This window comes from Flavobacterium sp. CF136, assembly GCF_000282055.1.
GTDB lineage: Bacteria > Bacteroidota > Bacteroidia > Flavobacteriales > Flavobacteriaceae > Flavobacterium.
Genome location: NZ_AKJZ01000041.1, coordinates 1 through 19,164 on the forward strand (window position 1 = coordinate 1; position 19,164 = coordinate 19,164).

Here is a 19,164-nt window from a genome sequence, read left to right on the forward strand (position 1 = left end):
AGTGCAGAGTGGTTTAGTAAACTCAAGATAACCGTGTAAGACGAAAAGCAAGCATAATGAAGCTATAGTTTTGTTTTGTTTTGTTTCTCCTGCAATATGCCTCGAATATCAACAAAGGATATGAAAACGGTACTAAATCGGATACATTAGGGGCCATGTTTTTATAATAGTAATAAGTAGTTTTACGATCTTATTTTTTTTGATTTCAAAAAAAATAGGCCATTGTAATTGATTTTAAATAAATTTTAAATATGAAAAAAATAATTGTTTTTATAATTTGCATTTTTGGTTTCTATCACTATTCTAATGCTCAGGGATATAAAAACCCTGTCATTTCAGGCTTTCATCCGGATCCGAGTGTGTGTAGGGTTGGTGATGATTATTATTTAGTAACCAGCAGTTTCGAATATTTTCCGGGGGTTCCGGTCTTTCATAGCAAAGACTTAATTAACTGGACAAAAATCGGACATTGTCTGACCCGTCCTTCCCAACTCAAATTAGACAAATGCCTGCCTTCTGCCGGGATCTATGCACCGACAATCCGTTATCATGAAGGTCTTTTTTATATGGTGACCACAAATGTATCCAGTGGAAATTTTTATGTGTATACAGATAACCCTGCCGGCGAATGGTCTGAACCTGTTTATGTAGATCAGGGAGGTATTGATCCTACGTTGTATTTTGAAGACGGCAAATGTTACTTTGTGTCAAACGGCAAAGGCATCACCATTTCTGAAATAGATATTAAAACAGGAAAAAAACTTACTGAAAGCAGAATCGTATGGAATGGTACAGGAGGACGTTATCCTGAATCGCCACATATTTATAAAAAAGATGGATTGTATTATTTATTGATTTCTGAAGGTGGTACCGAGTATGGACATAAAATGACGATTGCACGCAGCAAATCTCTTTATGGACCTTATGAGTCTAACCCTTCTAATCCGATTTTTACGCACATAAATGAAATTTCTCAAAACAACCTAATTCAGGGTACCGGGCATGGAGATTTTGTTCAGGCACATGATGGTTCCTGGTGGATAGTATTCCTGGGCTTTCGTCCACAAAGCTTATTGCATCACGTATTGGGACGCGAAACATTTTTAGCTCCGGTAAGATGGGATGCAAATGCCTGGCCAGTGATAAATGGCAACGGTACGGTTAACATAGATATGAATGTGCCTACTTTACCTTTAAAGCTTGTGAAGCAGCAAGCCCTCGCTACCGATTTTGATGAAGTGAAGTTAGGTGTTGATTGGAACTATCTCCGAAACCCATTCATGAAAAATTATTCTCTGATGGAAAAGAAAGGTTCATTGAGGTTGAAAGCAAGCCCGCTTTCTTTGGATGCTGCTGATTCCCCTACTTTTGTGGGACGCAGACAGGAACATATTGATTTTTCGGCTACCACTGTGCTATCTTTAAATGATGCAATGCAAGATGACGAAGCGGGAATGACAATTTATTACTCACCTCAGGCCCATTATGACATCTTTTTAAAAAAATCGGAAAAAGGCAAGCGTAAACTGCTAGTGCGTTATCATATGGGTGTGCTGAATCACACCGCATACGAGATGGAAATTCCCGGTGATAAAATTTATTTGAAGGTTAAAGGAGATAAGGACTTTTACTCGTTTTATTATTCGACGGACGGGGAGAAATTTAATTTTTTAAACAAGATAAACATATGGTATCTAAGTTCTGAAACCAATGGGGGGTTCACCGGAGTTTATATTGGATTATATGCCGCATCCCAAAATAAAAATACTAAAGGGTATGCCGATTTTGATAAATTCATATATAAACCGGGCAATTCAGATTAAACATGATTTAAATTTTTTAACCTACAAAAACATAAAAAACTCAATTATGAATAAAAAAATAATTTTTATAATATTCCTGCTGGTCAGTACTATTTCTTCATTTGCTCAGTTTGCATTCAAAAATATACCAATCGGAGGAGGAGGTTTTGTAACTGGTATTATTAGCCATAAAACAACCGGTGATATTTACTGCCGTACTGATGTTGGCGGTGCCTACCGTTGGGATGCGCCAAGCAATAAATGGGTTCAGTTGCTTAACTGGATTTCCGATGCACAAGGTGGTTATATGGGTGTGGAAGCTTTGGCTATTGATGAGCAAAACCCCAATAATATTTATATGCTGTGTGGTACTTCTTATTTCAATAATGGGGCGACTGCAATTCTGAAATCTACAGATAAAGGAAATTCTTTCTCAGTTGTCGATGTTACTTCAAAGTTCAAAGCACATGGAAATGGATATGGACGAGGAAATGGAGAACGACTTGTGGTAGATCCGAACAATAGTAATGTCCTGTTTTGTGGTACAAGAGCCAATGGTTTGTGGAAAAGTATTGACGGTGGTGTTACATGGAATCTTGCGTGGAACGGTGTAACCACTACTACGAATGAAAACGGAATTTGTTTTGTCCTTTTTGACCCATCAACAGCATCAGGTGGAACTACAAAGACAATGTATATCGGAGTTTCACGCACGGGTAGCGATAACATTTATAAAAGTACCGACGGCGGAGCAACATTCACTCCAATTTCAGCCACAACTACCTATTTTCCTCATAGGGCTGTACTTCAGGGTACGACTATGTATGTTACCTACGCTGATGATCAAGGACCGGGTACTAATAATGTAGGCAGGGTATTTAAGCTGAACACTTCTACCGGTGTCTGGACGAATGTTACACCATTAACATGGGGCAATACTTCTCTTTCTTATGGCGGTGTCGATATCGACCCTGCAAATGTCAATAGGGTGGTGATTTCAACAACAGGAGTTTATAATAATAATCAATATGGTACTGCCTGGGGAGATTTTATTTATTTCTCAACCGATGGAGGTTCGACCTGGACTATAAAGAATGGTTCTAATAGTACATTTGATAATAATGGTATAGGATATACTGCGGGTCAGGTAAACTGGGCCGAATGTGCAGTTTTTGATCCTTTTGACAGCAATAAAGTGCGTGTTGTAGGAGGAGGGGGAATCTTTACCTGTCCTGATATTATAGCTGCAAATCCTGTCTGGAAATTAGATGTCATCGGTATTGAAGAAACTGCTTTTCTGGATGGTGTAAGTATCCCGGGAGGTCCGTTTGTATGTGCAATGGGCGATATGGACGGCTTTTTACTCAATGATATAACTACATTTCCGCAACAGCTTCTTCAGCCCAGTGTAGGTACAAACCGCAGCGTTGCTTTTGCGGCAGGCAATACAAATAAACTGGTACGATCAAGTGATGCTGGTGCCCAGGTTTTTTATTCTACCAATAAGGGAGTTACATGGACGGGATGTGCTACCAGTAAAGGGCCAGGAGGAAGGTTGGCATTAAGCGCTGACGGAGGAACTATTCTTAATTGTCCAAATGACGCTAATTTTTCTCAACAACAAAAAGTTTATTATAGTACTGATAATGGGACCAACTGGACAGAATCGACTGGTGTTGCCATATGGGGAGCGATACCCGTAGCAGATCCGGTAAACAGTAATTACTTCTACATTTATAATCCGTCCGACGGAAAAATGTATGTAAGTTCTAATAAAGGTGTCAGTTTTTCAGCTTTAGGTAATCCCGGATATACCTCTGTGCCATGGTCAACAACGTTAATACGTACAGTACTTGGATATGAAGGGCATGTTTGGGTACCCCTTGCAAACAATGGTTTAAAATATTCTACCAATCACGGACAGACTTATACCACTATTCCTAATGTTACATACTGCCGTTCAATAGGTATTGGTAATGCAGCACCCAATGCAACCTACCCAACTCTTTTTATTTGGGGTACTGTTGGAGGTGTAAAAGGCCTTTTCAGATCAACAGATAAAGGTGCAAACTGGATTAGAATAAACGATGATGCACATCAATATGGAGGGATAGAAATGATTGTAGGTGATAATAATGTATTTGGAAGAGCTTATTTAGCTGTACAAGGAATAACATATACCGAAGATTTAAGTACTTTAGGTATAGAAAATAATACTGATTTGCCCAATAACCAGATGGTTTTGTACCCAAATCCATCTTCAAAAACTATAAATCTTAAAGTTGAAAACCCTAATGAAATAGTGCGTATTTCAGTTTTTGATATGTTGGGAAAATCGGTTGAAACTATTGAAAAGTCGGATATCAAAAGTGAAATGACTCTGGGTGCTGCATTAACTCCAAATATTTATATAGTAAAAGTATTTGGGACAAATTTTACAAGGTCTTTCAAAATAATTAAAAAGTAATAGAGTATAAATTTTTCATATTTATCAATCAGGACATCATGGATATGGATTTGGGATGGTGTACATCCAACAGTATTTGGTCATGAATTAATGGTTCGTGAGTGGATTAAGCAGTAGTCTTTTGGCTTTTTTAAAATCATATGGAAAATAAGATGAATAGAACTCAAAAAATAATTAGAACATTAATTTTTTTATGTTCGACAAGTTTGTTTGCCCAGACAAGTTTGTATGTTGCTCCTAATGGGAATGATGCTGGTCAGGGAACTAAAAGGAAGCCTTTTGCTTCTATAGGTAAAGCTCTGATCGAAGGGCGTAAAATTTCAGGAAATGTGGATGTATACCTGACAGGAGGAACTTATTATTTAGATCAGCCCGTTGTATTTACATCAGAGGATTCAAAAAAAGAAAGTGAAAAACTCACCATTAAAAATTTTGATAATCAGAAAGTGATAATCAGTGGAAGTAAAATTCTTAATTTAAAATGGAGAGCCTATAAAAATGGGATTTGGCAGGCAAAAGTATCACAGGATCTCATTTTTGACCAACTGTTTGTGAATGGGAAATTGCAACGAATGGCCAGATATCCAAATTATGACCCAACGGCTCAATATTATGGGGGATTTGCAGCAGATGCAGTATCAAAAGAAAGAGCCAGTCTGTGGAAATCGCCTGAAGGAGGCTATGTACACGCCCTGCATTCTTCACTGTGGGGAGACTATCATTACCTCATTACAGGGAAAGATAAAAATGGAGAACTAACTCTTGAAGGAGGCTGGCAAAACAACAGGCAAATGGGAATGCACAACAAATATCGTTTTGTTGAGAATGTTTTTGAAGAATTGGATACTGTCAACGAGTGGTTTTATGATAAGAAAACCAAAACGCTTTATTATTATCCGCCAAAGGGTTTAGATATCAAAAAGGCAAAGTTTGAAACACCGCAAATAGCCCATCTGTTTGAATTCAGGGGATCAGAAATCAAGCCAGTAAAAAACATAAGTATCGAAGGAGTAGCATTGACGCAAACTCTGCGCACCTTTATGGATAATAAAGAACCATTGTTGCGAAGCGACTGGACTATTTATAGAGGAGGTGCAGTATTTTATGATGGTGCAGTCAATTGTTCTCTTAAAAATTGTACCCTTACCAATTTTGGTGGTAATGCAGTCTTTTTTAATAATTATAATCGTAATTGTGAGGTTTCCGGATGCTTGATCTCAGAAATAGGTGCCAGTGCATTTTGTTTTGTGGGAGATCCCAATGCAGTACGTTCCCCAAGCTTTCAATATTATCAATATGTAACGTTGGATAAGATGGATCGTACTCCAGGTCCAAAGACCAACAATTACCCGGCAGAATGTAAGGTACATGATAACCTGATGTTTAATTTAGGAACAGTTGAAAAACAGTCGGCAGGGGTACAGCTGTCTATGTGCCAAAACATAACAGTGAGCCACAACACCATTTATGATATCCCAAGAGCTGGGGTAAATGTAAATGAAGGAACCTGGGGCGGTCATATCATAGAATACAACGATATTTTTAACACTGTAAAAGAAACTGGAGATCATGGTTCGTTCAATTCCTGGGGACGTGACAGATATTGGCATCCAGATAAAAAAGTGATGGATTCGATTGTTGAAAACAATTATGATTTGGCTTTGGCCGATGTGGTGAAACCAATTGTTATCCAAAATAACCGCATGCGTTGCGATCATGGCTGGGATATTGATTTGGACGATGGATCCAATAATTATATTATTCGCAATAACCTGTGCCTGAATGGAGGCATAAAACTTCGAGAAGGAGTTAATAGGATTGTTGAAAACAACATTATGGTAAATAATACTTTTCATCCGCATGTCTGGTTTAAAAACAGTAATGATGTGTTTAAATATAATATTATTTTCAAAGGATATGCACCAATTCACATTGATGTTTGGGGAAAAGAAACAGATTATAATGTTTTTCCAGATTTAGCTTCTCTGGAAGAAGCTCAGGCAAGAGGAACAGATCAACATTCTGTATATGGAGGTTTTGATTTTGTGAATCCTGAAGAAGGTGATTTTAGACTAAAAGAAGGTTCCATAGCTTTTTCAGTGGGGTTTAAAAATTTTGATATGAATAGTTTTGGCGTTGTTTCGCCGGGATTAAAAGTTTTGGCTAAAAAAGTTAACATTCCTGAAATCGATATTTTTAAAAAGAGTAATGATGATGTGGTAATAGATTTCCTGGGAGCGAAGGTTAAAAACTTAAATACTCTGGGAGAACGTTCTGCAACAGGAATGGACGATACTAGAGGGGTTCTTGTATTGGAAGTAGCAAAAACTTCTGAAGCAGCTAAGTTTTTACAGGTGAATGACGTAATTCTTACTTTTAATAATAAACAAGTAAATTCACTGAACGATTTATTAGAAGCATACAAGTCACATATTGATTTGAAAACCGAAGTGGTTATTTTTCGAAATCAGAAAGAAGAGAAGAAATGGGTTGAATTAAAGAATAAAAAATGAATCAATGCACGATTATGATACCAATTTAATCATGTTATTTGTAAAAATAACAAGCAAACTTGGTTAACGAATGAATATAAAAACATTTTATTTTCCAGCTTCTGTTGATCCACTTTAAGTAAATGAAACGAATTAAAAAACAGTAAAAATAGACCAGTTCACCATAAACTAGCGATTCCAAAGCTAAAAAAAAGGTAAATAACACATTTAAGCCTTATATGTAATACATTTTAAAGCCTTTTAAATATTTAAAAAAGTTAGTTTTACCTTCCCATAAAATGATTGTTTCAATGATAATAATAAGTTTATAAATCGATTTGAATTAAAGACAGAAACATATAGTCTAATGGGGTTTAATCAGATAAACAATCATCATCGCAAAAGGGAATATCATATTATAAAAACTAGTCAATTAAATATTTAAAAATGAGAAGATCAATCAAATCATTAATCATTGTTACCGGGCTTTTAATGTCTGCAAATGTGTGGTCTCAGTTACCAAAAGCCCAGGAAATAGCTAAAAAGATGCATGTTGGGTGGAACTTAGGAAATACACTCGAAGCAATTTGCGATGAAAATGCCTGGGGAGGAGGAAAGACATCACAAAAATTAATAGATTCTGTTAAGGCGGCTGGATTTAATACAGTACGAATTCCAGTATCCTGGTTTTGCCATTCTGATACAATTTCGAATAAAATAAATAAAAAGTGGATAGTACGCGTAAAAGAGGTAGTTGATTATTGTATTAAAGACGATCTCTATGTAATTGTTAATATGCACTGGGACAAGGGTTGGTTAGAAAACAGAATTAATGCAGCCAATCAGGAAGAGGTAAACAAAAGACAATATATTTATTGGAACCAAATAGCAAAATACTTTAAAAATTACGACGAACACCTGCTTTTTGCTGGGGCAAATGAACCTAATGCTGCTAATGCTGCACAACTCGATATCCTAATGTCTTATTATCAGACTTTTGTAGATGCTGTTCGTGCAACAGGAGGCAATAATGCTTCCAGAACAATCATTGTTCAGGGGCCGGAAACAAATATTGAGAAAACACTCGATTTAATGAACAGTTTACCTAAAGATAAAATTCAGGATCGTATGATGGTTGAAGTGCATTATTATACTCCTTTTCAATTTTGTCTGATGGAAAAAGAGGCAGCCTGGGGTAAGCAGTTTTACTATTGGGGTAAAGACAATCATTCTAAAACTGATGTGGAACACAATTCTACCTGGGGAGAAGAAGCAATGGTTGATAAACTTTTTGGCGACTTGAAAACAAAATATGCTGACAAAGGAATACCAGTAATATTAGGTGAATTTGGGGCTTATAAACGTAAACTTAGCGCTCCTTCAGACCAGGCACTTAATGAAAAATCTGTGGAATTCTTTGGTAAATATGTTGTAAAATCGGCTCTTGAAAACGGAATTATACCTTATTATTGGGATACTCCCAATAACTTATTTAATCGTGATTCAGGACAAGTATTGGATAGAGGGGTTTTAAAAGCGATGATGGAAGGAGCCAAAGAGGCAAAGAAAAAATAATATCCAGGTATGGAAAACTAATTATCTCCAACCGTATAGCACATTAATTTTAAATATATCATGTCTAAAAATAAAATAATATTAATCATATTGTTTTTTCAATTTGCTTTTTTTGCAAATGCCCAATATCAAACAACCTCTAACACAAAAGGAAAAGGATATTTTACCAATCCAATTTTTGGCGGGGATTATCCCGATCCAAGTATATTAAGAGATGGAGATGATTATTATGTAGTACATTCTTCATTTGAATATTACCCGGGATTATTGATTTGGCACTCAAAAGACTTAATAAACTGGAAGCCATTGACATATGCCCTGAATAAAAACATTGGTTCTGTTTGGGCTCCTGATTTAGTAAAATGTAATAACAAATATTACATCTATTTTCCTGCGAATTATAGCATCTATGTTGTAGTAGCCGATTCTATGGAGGGTCCGTGGAGTGATCCTGTAGATTTAAAAATAAGGAATATAGATCCGGGACATGTAGTCGATGAAAATGGAAAACGTTTTTTGTACTTCCCTAATGGAGGTTATGTACCGATGTCAGATGATGGGCTTTCTGTTGTTGGTGAAATGAAGTATGCTTATAGCGGGTGGCCAATTCCAAATGAATGGTCTATAGAGTGCTTTTGTCTGGAAGGACCCAAATTGATGAAAAGAGGAGAATATTATTATTTGACTGTTGTCGAAGGAGGGACTGCAGGACCAGCCACAGGACATATGATTATTTCGGCTCGTTCTAAATCGCCTTTAGGACCATGGGAAAATTCCCCTTTCAATCCTATTCTCAGAACAAAAGACAGCAACGAAAGATGGTTGTCTAAAGGACATGGAACACCTTTTGAAGATGCCAAAGGGAATTGGTGGATGATGTTCCATTCTTATGAGAAGGGATTTTATAATTTAGGACGTCAAATTTTGCTTCTGCCACTGGAATGGACAAAAGATGGGTGGTATAAAATACCAGAAGGAGTATCTGAAACCAAGCCTGTTAAGATGCCTGGTTTGAACAACATAACTAAAGAGAATGTTTTTGCAGATAACTTTGAAGGCAATAAACTAAATCTTCTATGGCGTTTTTATGACGAATTCGACACCGATAGATTTAAAGTAGCAGATAAAAGCGTGACGATAAAAGCTAAAGGAAACTCAATAGGGAGTTGTTCACCATTGCTTTACACACCAACTGATCATTCTTATACAGCAGAAGTAGAACTATTTATTGAAGGAAATGCAACAGGAGGGTTTACTCTTTTTTATAATAAATCAGCTTCTTCAGCTTTTCTTGCCGATCAAAATAATCTTATAGCCAACATCCATGGATGGCAGTTTCAAACCCAAAGCAATGTAATAAAAGGACATGTATTTTTGAAGATGAAAAATATAAATAATAATGTTGACCTGTATTATAGCCTAAATGGTAAGGACTGGCTCAAAATTGAAAACTCATTAGAAATATCAGGCTTTCATCACAATGCTTTTGGAGGTTTTCTAGGGGTTCGTATCGGACTTTGTTCTATGGGAGAAGGTTCAGTCAAATTTAAAAATTTCAAATACACACCAATAACTAACTAATAACTAACAACAAATAACATGAATTCATTACAATTATATGATTACCTGGTTTTTTTATTCTATTTTTTCCTTGTTGCTGGTTATGGATTTTATATCCATAATCGAAAGAAAAAAGCAAGTATTTCGGCTTCTCACGATTATTTTCTCGCAGAAGGTTCTTTAACATGGTGGGCAATTGGAACATCATTAATAGCTTCAAACATTTCTTCGGAACAGTTTATAGCTATGTCCGGAAACGGTTTCAAAATGGGATTAGCAATTGCCACATATGAATGGATGGCTGCATTGACATTAATTATCGTAGCCGTCTTTTTTATTCCTGTTTATTTAAAAAACAAGATTTATACTATGCCACAATTTTTAAGTGAGCGCTATAATGGAAATGTTGCCATGATTATGGCTGTATTTTGGTTATTGCTTTATGTAATCGTTAATTTGACTTCCATACTTTATTTAGGGGCATTGGCCATAAATGGAATTTCAGGAATCAATGTCGATTTATGTATGTATGCTTTAGCTATTTTTGCCATTATTATTGCCTTAGGAGGAATGAAAGTTATTGGATACACTGATGTTATTCAGGTTGTTTTCTTAATCTTTGGTGGTTTAGTAACTACTTATTTAGCTTTAGATAAGGTTGCTGACTTAAATGGACAACATGGGATAGTTCAGGGGTTTAACTATATGATGAATCAATCCGGGGATCATTTTCATATGATTTTCAAGAAGGATAATGCCAATTTTCCCAGTTTACCGGGATTAACGGTTTTATTGGGAGGAATGTGGATTGTAAACCTGAATTATTGGGGCTGTAACCAATACATTACTCAAAGAGCTTTGGGAGCCGATTTAAAAACAGCCCGAAGCGGAATCCTGTTTGCTGCTTTCTTAAAATTATTGATGCCAGTGATTGTGGTATTACCAGGAATTGCTGCTTTTGTTATTCACATGAAAGGTGGTTTGCAAACCGAAATGCTTGGAACTGACGGAGTGTTAAATCCAGATAGAGCTTATCCTGTATTATTGAACTTATTGCCAACGGGATTAAAAGGTTTGTCATTTGCAGCCTTAACAGCAGCTGTGGTTGCATCATTGGCAGGGAAAGTAAATAGTATCTCCACTATTTTTACACTTGATATTTTTAAGAAAAAAATTCAGCCTGAAGCCACCGAAAAGAAAATGGTGCAAGTGGGTAAAATGACAGTTGTAGTTTCTATGTTTATTGCCGTGATAATTGCCCCTTTCTTAGGTATTGACAAAAAAGGAGGTTTTGAATTTATTCAGGAATATACCGGATTTGTAAGTCCTGGAATTTTTGCCATGTTTATTTTAGGTTTCTTCTGGAAAAAAACAAGTTCTAATGCAGCCATGTTTGCTACAATTGGAGGTTTTATTTTATCAGTAATATTCAAATTCCTGCCAAATTTTATGAATTTGGAATTCCTGAGCAGTATAGGATTTGCCACATTGGTAGAACAAAAAGATATGACATTGGTTTATGAAATTCCTTTTTTAGACCGAATGGGATTTGTATTTGTAATATGTGTTTTGTTGATGATTGCAATTAGCTTATTTGATGCTAAGAGACAAGTCAATGTAAAGGGATTAGAGGTCGATACAAAAATGTTTAAAGTAAATAATGGCTTTTTAGCAGGCAGTCTTATTATAATAGGAGTGTTAGTCGCTTTGTATTCAATATTTTGGTAGAAAAATGATTTATAAGTCACTAAGAAAGCTGAAACATGATTTTAACTTTTTTAGATTTAAAGACAATACGCTTTAAAGGTTTAAAGTAATAGTCCAAAAAAGAGGGGGTGATTTTTGTATTTCAAATTAATTTTGAATAGTACAAAAAGCCCCCTTCTTCAATGGTAAATATCTATATTTTTTTAGGATTTAGTTAGAGTTTTTTATAAGCTTTTGAGTATTCAGATGGTGATAAGCCAAACTCTTCGCGAAAGTATTTTGAAAATCTTTTCGGAGAACTGAAACCTACTTCATGTGCTATTTGAGAAATCTGTAATTGACTTTTTTCAAGAAGCTGACGTCCTCGCTTTAATCGGATTGTACGAATAAATTCAGCCGGTCCTTTACCTGTAATTATTATTAATTTTTTATATAAATGTCCTCGGCTTAGACCTAAATCTTCTCCCAGGATTTCAACTGAAAATTTAAGGTCGCCTATATTATTTTCTACTATCTTTATTGCTTTTTCTATCAACTTTTCATCTAAAGATGTAATGGTAATTTCACTAGGATTAACATCGATTTTTTGACTAAATACCCTATGACTCTTTTTTGTCCATTCAATAAATTTCTGAATACGCAGCCTAAGAAGATTAAAGTGAAATGGTTTAGTAATGTAATCATCTGCACCTAATTCTAATCCTTCTATCTGATGTTCTTCTGCCGTACGTGCGGTTAATAAAATAACCGGGATATGAGACCAATGAATATTTGTTTTCACTTGTTTGCAAAGCTCAATTCCATCCATAACCGGCATCATAACATCGCTTACGATGATTGTTACATCATATTCGTTTAATTGTTCTATTGCTTCCTGTCCATTATTAGCTGTTATTACAGAATATTCATCCTCAAGGTTATCGGCCATGAAATCACAAAAATCTTTATTGTCATCTACAAATAGTAATATTGGCTTACTATGAATAATTTCTTTTCGTTCAATATTTTCTACATTATCGTAACTGGATTGTATATCTGTAAGAGTCTTCTCTGCTTTATCTGTTTCCCTAATCGGAATTTTAAAAGTAAATATGCATCCATTTGGTATATTGTCCTTTATTGTAATAGTCCCGCCATGCAGATTTACGTATTCATTTGCAATATGTAAGCCAATTCCGCTGCCGGTTTCATCTTGTCTTTGTGGAGCTTGATAAAATCGTTCAAAAACACGTGTTTTATCTTCATCATTTATCCCTGAACCTGTATCTGAAACACTTACACAAACATCACCTTCCTGTTTACTTATATGTATGTTAATATTTCCGCCATCAGGTGTAAATTTAAACGCATTAGAAAGCAGGTTGATAAGTGTTTTCTGTATTTTATCTTTATCAAACTGCATTAATAAGTTTTCTAATTCACTGCTTAAAGATAAGTTAATACTACGTTCATCTGCATAAACACTAAAAGAAGCATGAATATCTCTGATAAAATTTACAAAATTTCCTGATTTTAAATTTAATGTATCTATCCCAACATCCAATTTGCGAAAATCCAGCAACGAATTTATTAATGAAAGCAATTGATTGGCATTTTTATACATGATACTCAGCTTTTTTCTCATGTTTTCTTCCATTGTACCACTTAACAAAACCTGAAGCGGTGTAGTAATTAATGTTAATGGAGTACGCAAATCATGACTTATATTTGTAAAAAACTTCAGTTTCATCTCATTTATTTGCCATTCTTTCTCACGATCCATTTTTATTCGGTGCTCTTCTATTTTTAGCAGATTACGAACTTTTGATTTATGATTAAGATATAAGAGGATAACAAGACTTATTATTCCATAAATACTAAATGCCCAAACAGATAAATAAAAAGGAGGTGTTACACTTATAGACAGTGCTTGGGTATTATTTCTCCATATACCATCACTATTAGATGCTTTTATTAAAAGTTTGTAATCGCCGGGAGGGAGAGCAGATAATATTATTTTATTTTCCTGAATTGGAATCCATTCTGTATCAAATCCTTCAATTTTATAAATGTATTTCACCTTATCAGCATTAAGTAAATCGGCTGTTGTAAATTTTAAGGTGATGAGTTTATCATCATGTCTGAAGGTTAGCCCCGAAGTTAATTCCGTTGAATGTTCAAGTAATTTATGACCATTATAAATTGAATCGACTTCGATGTTTTGATTACCGACGCTTAATCCGGCAAAAACAATTTTTGCTATTGGTCGATTCTTTTCAACTAATTTATTAGGATTAAGAATTGTATATCCATCTATATTTCCCAGTAAAACATCTCCATTTCTTAACTTAATTATAGAATGTCTATTAAAATAATTATCCATAAAACCATCTTTAATAGAGTAATTTTTACTTGTTATGACAAGTTTGTCGTTTACATCACGTTTAACAGTTAATATGGAGAGTCCATTACTTGTTGTCACCCAAATGTTATTCCGATCATCTTCCAGAATGCCTTTGGTAGAATTATCACATAAGCCATTTGACTTGTTAAAGGAGTAAATAGTATCTTTCTTTTGATCCCATATGTCCAGGCCGTTATTATGAGCGAGCCATAAAATATCGTGTTTATCTTTATATACACTTGATATTTGAAGTTGCTTAAATTTTTGATTTCCCTTCTTATTTCCATAATACATTACATTTTTATTATTTGTAATATCAATTACAGAAAGTCCATAGCTCGTCCCGACAAAGATTTCGTCTCCTCCATCATAAAACATATCCAGTGCATATACATCTTCTTTAAAAGGGGATCGTAAAAAATCAAAATTTGTTGCTTCAGCAGGTAATAATTGAATTTTCCCCCCCAACGTTCCAATCCATATATTCCCATACCGGTCATCTACTAAGCTCCAAATATTGTTATTGCTTAATTTACTATTTTCTTTTGTATATTGAATCATTTTGCCTTTTTGATAACAGAACAAACCTTTCTTAAAGGTTCCTATCCAAATACGGCCCTTACGGTCTTCTATTACAGACATTATTGAAGTATTTGAAATTGGAAGTTTTACGATGTTTTCTGATTGCTTTTCTTTCAAAAACAATCCTTTTCCATCAGTTCCAAGCCAAAGATTTTCCCTGTTATCTTCCATTATTGCACTAATATCTGAGCATTCGGGATATTTAAAATTCATGAAATTCCTAAAACTTTCATTGTAAAATGAAAGCCCTTTTTTACTGTGGCCAATCCAAATAGTTTCATTCTTATCACGATATAAACAATTTATGTTGTCAGAAAATAACGAATTATCTTTCCATGAATCATAAACGATATTTGTCATTAAATTTCTGGTTTTGTCATAAATAAACAGTCCGTTATGGTCTGTGCCAATCCAAATCTCTCCGGGACTATTTTCAACAATACTTGTAATAGAATTACTCTCAATATTTACCTGAGATTTTAACGCCAGTGTTTTCCATTCCTGAGTTTGTTTATTCTTATACGAAATCTGATTTGAATAACCTGAGTATACCCATAATTCGTTGTCACTATCAAGAAAAATTTCGCCTGGATAATTAGCCGTATTTTTATTAATTGAATCGGGTAATTTTATTAAAGTAAAGTTACCTGTCTTACTGTTTAATTGCCAGCATTTACCAGAACGTTGAATATAATACAAAGATTCTCCATCATCGGTTATATTAATTAAAGTGGGGTCTTTTATGGGATCCTTTAGATTGAAAATGGATGTGTGTTGTTTCTTAACATTGTAGAGAAATATTTTTTTATTGTTTATAACCCATAAATTTCGCTTTTTGTCAACATAAATCTTATAATTTTGGTCAGTCTGTATGTGTAATTTTTTTAAAAATAATTTTATGTCTGAAATAAAACAATCCTTATCTCTCCAATATACCATATAAGTATATCCGAGGTCTACCCAAATATTTCCCAGACCATCTTCCTGTAATCCATAAATATCGTTTGATACCAATGTATTAGGCTTTCCTGGATTCGTTGTGTAAACTTTGAATCCATATCCGTCGTATCTGTTTAAACCCCCTTCAGTTCCAATCCAAAGAAATCCGTAATTGTCTCTTAATATTGCCCTTACATTGGTGCTCGGAAGCCCTTCATTCGTATTCAAATGATGAAATATATAATTTGATTGCGCAATAATATTTTGGAATGAAGTAATCCAAATAAATCCAAGAATATATAACTGTATTTTATATTTTTTCATCTTATAATAAGTTTATAATATGTATGAAAGAGACATTTTAGCTTCGCAACGTTCCTAATTTATATTAAAAATAATCTTTCGTTATTCAACTTTTATTTTAACCACAAAAAAACTTTTTTATCATTCTAATCCAATTCTTGCCACACTGTTACTCCTCCGGGTTGTACTGTTTTACTACCTATTAATATCTTTGCTTTAGCAGATATGTTTTTTAGTTCGTAATTATCAGAAGAATAGTTTACTGCTACCCAAAAACCATCATGCCATTTTACATACACGCCTTCAGGATAATTTTCGGTTGTTATATTCGCCTGATCATATACTTTTCTTAAGACATCTTTCTCAAGTTGGGTATCGTCTGTATCAACACCAATATAAGTGACCGTTCCTTTTTCTATTTTATTAGTAACAACTGCAGCTTTCCCCGCATAAAATTGATTGGTATAGGTTGCTAATACATTTTCGGACTTGTTAGCAGTAATCAAATCTGCCCAATTGTTCCAATTATAATCTTTATTAAAACCCTTTATAGTTCCTTTAGCGTAAGGCAATAAATGATCAAAGTCATCAATACTGGCATCAATTAAAGGATAAATAGATTGTCCCCAGCCTCCAACAAATAAATGGCCATTTCGATCTTTAACCCCTGTGCGCACAGTTAATATCAAATTTCCACCTTTTTTTACATAATTAGCCCATTTCGTAATAAGTTTGTTGTCAACCAATTCAAAAGCAGGGGCAATGACAACAGCATATTGGTCTAAGTCATCATTCTCATAAGCTATATTTACAGGAGCCCCAAAGGATTTTACTATTTCTAAATATTTTTGAAAAAATTGCAAGGTATTCCACTGACTTGTTTGTCCCTGACGCCCCATACTCCATAAATTATCATAATTCCATAATAAAGCAGTTTTACGCGCTTTGATTTCTTTTGGAACTTTTGCATTAGGTTTGTAAGCATCGCGCAATAATTTCATTTCGCTAATAGTTTGTTTATAATCCTTTCCCCCTTGAGATAAGGTAACTCCATCTAATTTGGTAATGCCACTGTGGTATTGTTCTGCACCATAATTAATTTGTCTGTACCGATACGAGCAGGCAAATGACATATCTTCTGCAAAACAATGAAATAGCCACATACGTACCGCTCCAGGCTGCAATAATGGATTTACATTTCCCCAATTTACAAATCCTGGCTGAAGTTCCATAATTCCGGAAATTTTAGTATCAGGTTTGAAAAAATTCAAAGCAAATGAAAGTTCTTTAGGATCTCCCAGTCGAAATCCTTTATCCCCTATATTTGCATTTCCTTTATTTAAGTAACTGGTAAAAGAATCAAAATCTAATTCTTTCGTTCTTCTGGGATCGGCAAAAGGTGTTGTGGCGGTATAGTTAGTAGTAATAAATTGATTATTAGAAATTAAAGGCCTAAGAATATTAGCCTGATAATCTAAAAATTCTGCCTGTGTATCGGCAGTATACCTTTTAAAATCCAATAAAGCATGCGGATTTGTTCCCCACCATCCTACATGATTTGCATTGTGAATTTTAATTTGACTGAAATTGCTATAAGTTTGACTCCAAAATTGGGCTCCCCAAGCATTATTAAGAGCACTTATGGTTTTGTATTTATTTTCTAACCATTTTTTAAAGGCTTCTTGAGAAGAAGGGCTATAATCTTCCTTTGCTTCGGGTTCATTGTCTAATTGCCACCCTATTACGTTAGGGTTTTTACCATAACGCTCGCCTAATTTTGTAATTATTTTTTTAGAAAAACTTCTCCAAACCGGATTACTTAATGATTGTTGTGCTCTGGTTCCATGTTCTGCACGAAGGTAATCAGACCCCATTGCATAAATTTCCGGATATTTAATTCCCATCCACACAGGTGAAATAGCCGTGGGAGTACCTAAAATAACTTTCAATTTATACTTAGCTGCCAGGGTAATTACCTCATCCAGCCATTCGAATTTATAAACGCCTTCCTGAGGTTCCATATCTATCCACGCGAATTCAGCGATGTGGATAAATTCAAAACCAATCTTTGAAATATTGCTGATATCCCGTTCCCAGTCGTTTTTATTCCAATGCTCCGGATAATAATAAATCCCCATAGACATTAGGTTTTCCTTCGGAAAGAAACGATGAGAATCCTGGGCTTTAACAACTATTGTCAATAAGACAAACAAAAGTGATATATAAATTTTATTTTTCATATGTTTTTTTACTGAAACCATTCTGAAAAGTTAATACTTCAGGATGATTAATTTTTAATCATGGATGCTTACTTTATTTTATACAAAAAGACTCTTCCTTGTTTTTTAAACGATCAGGAATCTATTATTTTCGTAATAACTCTTTTTAATTTAAAAGGTTCTGATCATTGAATTAATACCATATTTACTTGGTGTTTTTTACATTTATTAAGGCATCTAACCGATTATTTTGCTTTATGGTTTTGCGGTTATTTTAATGTAATTGTAGCTACCTATCATAATTCACAACTTGCCCCTGAGCATCATATACAAAAGCTTTACGGTTTTCTTTACTTACAGCTATAATAACAAACTTACGGTTTTTTAACATTCCTTTATATTCTCCTTTATGCTCGCCAATATAGCACAAGATGCGAACACCAATCCAGTAATTAAGTTTAAACATATTTTATTTCTTTTCATAGGTGATATTTTTTTTATTGGGTCATATGTAATTCGCATAGCTGCTATTGGTATTGCGACTAATTTTCTTTTACGATCCTTTCATATAATTTATTTCAAAACTCTAAGTATCATTTAGCTTGTTTTATATCAATATTGATTATGGCAAAAAACAGGACTAATAATTTTTTTCTTAATTTAAGAATATGTGGAAACAGTAAAAAGAAGGGCATAATTCCTAAATATAAATGCTTTCATTTTTTTTTACTAAAATATTATAAGTTTAAAAATGAGTTCTTTATTGATTAACAGCATTATTCCTTTTTGCCATAATCTGTTTCAATAAGAAATAGAATACTGCGGTGTAAAAGTATCAATTAAGAAAAAATTAAAGTGGCTGGAAATGTATTCAATATTGGACTTGAATGTGTTATTTTTAAATATATATCTAAAATAGTGCTCAAATATTATAAATCTAGCCATTGAACAAGAGTAGTAACGGCCCTTTCAGGACTCAATAAATTATTAAATTTTTGAACTAGTATTTCATTCTGGATTTTTTTGTATGCTGAATTCAGTTGAGATTTATCAAAAAGTATCTTTCTCAATTATCTCAATTTTTGAATCAGATTTTCTTGGCAGGATCTGAAATAGATACATTGTGGATAAACAA

At 34.2% G+C, this 19,164-nt stretch carries 9 protein-coding genes; 6 read left to right on the plus strand and 3 right to left on the minus strand.

All coding sequences use genetic code 11. From position 1 onward, the window contains the following. Nucleotides 1-251: 251 nt before the first annotated feature. From PMI10_RS13125 to PMI10_RS13150, 6 genes are all read left to right on the plus strand, one after another. Nucleotides 252-1,823, plus strand: a complete 1,572-nt coding sequence (locus PMI10_RS13125) for a glycoside hydrolase family 43 protein (RefSeq protein WP_007808666.1) — start codon at nucleotides 252-254, stop codon at nucleotides 1,821-1,823. 46 nt (nucleotides 1,824-1,869) lie between these two features. After that, complete coding sequence (locus PMI10_RS13130) at nucleotides 1,870-4,269, plus strand: T9SS type A sorting domain-containing protein (RefSeq protein WP_007808668.1); 2,400 nt, start codon at nucleotides 1,870-1,872, stop codon at nucleotides 4,267-4,269. Nucleotides 4,270-4,409: 140 nt separating this feature from the next. Then, nucleotides 4,410-6,782 (plus strand): PDZ domain-containing protein, encoded by a 2,373-nt coding sequence (locus PMI10_RS13135; protein ID WP_007808669.1) that lies wholly within the window; start codon nucleotides 4,410-4,412, stop codon nucleotides 6,780-6,782. A gap of 426 nt (nucleotides 6,783-7,208) precedes the next feature. Continuing rightward, entirely contained in the window at nucleotides 7,209-8,336 is a 1,128-nt protein-coding gene (locus PMI10_RS13140; protein WP_007808671.1) for a glycoside hydrolase family 5 protein, read from the plus strand. A 60-nt stretch (nucleotides 8,337-8,396) separates the two neighbouring features. Next, nucleotides 8,397-9,917 (plus strand): family 43 glycosylhydrolase, encoded by a 1,521-nt coding sequence (locus PMI10_RS13145; protein WP_007808673.1) that lies wholly within the window; start codon nucleotides 8,397-8,399, stop codon nucleotides 9,915-9,917. 18 nt (nucleotides 9,918-9,935) lie between these two features. Then, entirely contained in the window at nucleotides 9,936-11,624 is a 1,689-nt protein-coding gene (locus tag PMI10_RS13150) for a sodium:solute symporter family transporter (protein WP_007808675.1), read from the plus strand. Nucleotides 11,625-11,817: 193 nt separating this feature from the next. Here the strand turns inward: PMI10_RS13150 and PMI10_RS13155 are convergent, their stop codons facing one another. The 3 genes from PMI10_RS13155 to PMI10_RS22090 all read right to left on the minus strand — a co-directional run bounded on the left by PMI10_RS13155 (nucleotide 11,818) and on the right by PMI10_RS22090 (nucleotide 18,495). Beyond that, nucleotides 11,818-15,831, minus strand: a complete 4,014-nt coding sequence (locus tag PMI10_RS13155; RefSeq protein WP_007808677.1) for a hybrid sensor histidine kinase/response regulator transcription factor — start codon at nucleotides 15,829-15,831, stop codon at nucleotides 11,818-11,820. Nucleotides 15,832-15,956: 125 nt separating this feature from the next. Further along, complete coding sequence (locus PMI10_RS13160) at nucleotides 15,957-18,050, minus strand: beta-galactosidase (protein WP_007808679.1); 2,094 nt, start codon at nucleotides 18,048-18,050, stop codon at nucleotides 15,957-15,959. A gap of 268 nt (nucleotides 18,051-18,318) precedes the next feature. Beyond that, nucleotides 18,319-18,495 (minus strand): hypothetical protein, encoded by a 177-nt coding sequence (locus PMI10_RS22090; RefSeq protein WP_007808681.1) that lies wholly within the window; start codon nucleotides 18,493-18,495, stop codon nucleotides 18,319-18,321. Nucleotides 18,496-19,164 lie beyond the last annotated feature (669 nt).